The 3,143-nt window shown below is 47.7% G+C and carries 1 rRNA gene; it reads right to left on the reverse strand.

Features of this window, described 5'->3' with window-relative positions:
* Positions 1–118: 118 nt before the first annotated feature.
* Positions 119–3,001 (reverse strand): 23S ribosomal RNA (locus ACNQGB_RS15935).
* Between the last annotated feature and the right edge of the window lie 142 nt (positions 3,002–3,143).

The raw sequence follows: 3,143 nt of genomic DNA on the forward strand, positions 1-3,143 counted from the left end.
ATAATTTACAATTCATAATTATAGTAATATCTTAACATACTGAGATAAAGAAATTTAAATTGTCATCCTGTAAAGGATCTAGAAAGTTTCTTCCTCCCGCCGAAGCGGGAGGAAAAGCGTACATAAGCTTACGGGTTATTAGTACTACTCGACTATGACATTACTGCCTTTACATCTATAGCCTATCAACGTGGTCATCTCCCACGACCCTTAAAAGAAATCTCATCTTGTGGTGGGTTTCGCGCTTATATGCTTTCAGCGCTTATCCCTTCCAAACGTAGCTACTCTGCGATGCCACTGGCGTGACAACAGATACACTAGAGGTTTGTCCAATTCGGTCCTCTCGTACTAGAATCAGATCCACTCAAATTTCTTGCGCCCACAGTAGATAGAGACCGAACTGTCTCACGACGTTCTGAACCCAGCTCGCGTGCCACTTTAATGGGCGAACAGCCCAACCCTTGGGACCTTCTCCAGCCCCAGGATGTGACGAGCCGACATCGAGGTGCCAAACCCCCCCGTCGATATGAGCTCTTGGGGGAGATCAGCCTGTTATCCCCGGCGTACCTTTTATCCTTTGAGCGATGGCCCTTCCATGCGGAACCACCGGATCACTATGCTCTACTTTCGTACCTGATCGACCTGTATGTCTCTCAGTCAAGCTCCCTTATGCCATTGCACTCTACGCACGGTTACCAAGCGTACTGAGGGAACCTTTAGAAGCCTCCGTTACTCTTTTGGAGGCGACCACCCCAGTCAAACTACCCACCAAGCAATGTCCCCCCGATTGGGGGTTAGGCCTCAGATAAACAAAGGGTTGTATTTCAACAATGACTCCACAACGCCTAGCGACGCCACTTCACAGTCTCCAACCTATCCTACACATCATTTATCCAAGGTCAATACTAAGCTATAGTAAAGGTGCACAGGGTCTTTTCGTCCCACTGCGGGTAAGCGGCATCTTCACCGCTACTACAATTTCACCGAGCTCATGGCTGAGACAGTGTCCAGATCGTTACACCATTCGTGCAGGTCGGAACTTACCCGACAAGGAATTTCGCTACCTTAGGACCGTTATAGTTACGGCCGCCGTTTACTGGGGCTTCAATTCAATGCTTCTCCGAAGATAACATCTCCTCTTAACCTTCCAGCACCGGGCAGGTGTCAGGCCCTATACTTCATCTTACGATTTTGCAGAGCCCTGTGTTTTTGATAAACAGTCGCCTGGACCTCTTCACTGCGGCCAGCATTGCTGCTGGCGACCCTTCTCCCGAAGTTACGGGTCTATTTTGCCTAATTCCTTAGCCATGAATCTCTCGAGCACCTTAGGATTCTCTCCTCGACTACCTGTGTCGGTTTGCGGTACGGGTACTTATTACCTGAAGTTTAGAGGTTTTTCTTGGAAGCCCTTAGGCGCACTATCTCTTTGTCCGAAGACTCCGAGTACTATCGTATTTCCCCAAGCCGCGTGGATTTGCCTGCGCAGCTTATAGGTAGGTACTTCAACGAACTATTCCGTCAGTTCGCGGCGCTTTCATCACTCCGTCACCCCATCACAGTAATAACTAGTACGGGAATATTAACCCGTTGTCCATCGACTGTCCCTTTCGGGTTCGCCTTAGGTCCCGACTAACCCACAGCTGATTAGCATAGCTGTGGAAACCTTAGTCTTTCGGTGTGCGGGTTTCTCGCCCGCATTATCGTTACTTATGCCTACATTTTCTTTTCTAACCAGTCCAGCATACCTTACGATACACCTTCTACCCTGTTAGAATGCTCCCCTACCACTTACAATTGCTTGTAAATCCATAGCTTCGGTAATACACTTATGCCCGATTATTATCCATGCTCGTCCGCTCGACTAGTGAGCTGTTACGCACTCTTTAAATGAATGGCTGCTTCCAAGCCAACATCCTAGCTGTCTGGGCAGACAAACCTCGTTCTTTCAACTTAGTGTATATTTGGGGACCTTAGCTGATGGTCTGGGTTCTTTCCCTCTCGGACTTGGACCTTAGCACCCAAGCCCTCACTGCACGGAAACATTATATAGCATTCGGAGTTTGTCAGGAATTGGTAGGCGGTGAAGCCCCCGCATCCAATCAGTAGCTCTACCTCTATATAATTTTACGCCGTGCGCTGCACCTAAATGCATTTCGGGGAGTACGAGCTATTTCCGAGTTTGATTGGCCTTTCACCCCTACCCACAGGTCATCCGAAGACTTTTCAACGTCAACCGGTTCGGACCTCCACACTGTGTTACCAGCGCTTCATCCTGCCCATGGGTAGATCACACGGTTTCGCGTCTAACACTACTGACTAAAGCGCCCTATTCAGACTCGCTTTCGCTACGGATCCGTGGCTTAACCACTTATCCTTGCCAGCAACGTTAACTCGTAGGCTCATTATGCAAAAGGCACGCCGTCACCCCACGAAAGGGCTCCGACCGCTTGTAAGCGTATGGTTTCAGGATCTATTTCACTCCGTTATTCACGGTTCTTTTCACCTTTCCCTCACGGTACTGGTTCACTATCGGTCTCTCAGGAGTATTTAGCCTTAGCGGATGGTCCCGCCAAATTCAGACAGGATTTCTCGTGTCCCGCCCTACTCAGGATACCACTATTGTTATCTTCTATTACTTATACAGGGCTATCACCTTCTTTGGCTCTACTTTCCAGTAGATTCTAATTCTATCCGCAACAAATATCGTGGTCCTACAACCCCAAATATGCCGTAACATGTTTGGTTTGGGCTAATCCGCGTTCGCTCGCCACTACTTACGGAATCACTTTTGTTTTCTTCTCCTCCGCCTACTTAGATGTTTCAGTTCAGCGGGTTTGCCCACCTATCGGTGTACTATGTCTTCAACATAGTGGGTTGCCCCATTCAGGTATTTACGGATCATATCGTGTGTGCCAATCCCCGTAACTTTTCGCAGCTTATCACGCCTTTCATCGCCTCTGAGAGCCAAGGCATCCCCCATACGCCCTTATTTTGCTTATTGTACCAATCACTCAATTAAGAATGACCGTTTCTTTTACTTGTCTAATGATAAACAAGTAAAAAATGCTTTCTACTTTTTATTATTTCTTATCTCAATATGTCAATGAACTTTCTCTAGTCGAAGGTCAAAGGTCCTAAAGTCG

It is taken from the genome of Flavobacterium frigidum (assembly GCF_048286795.2).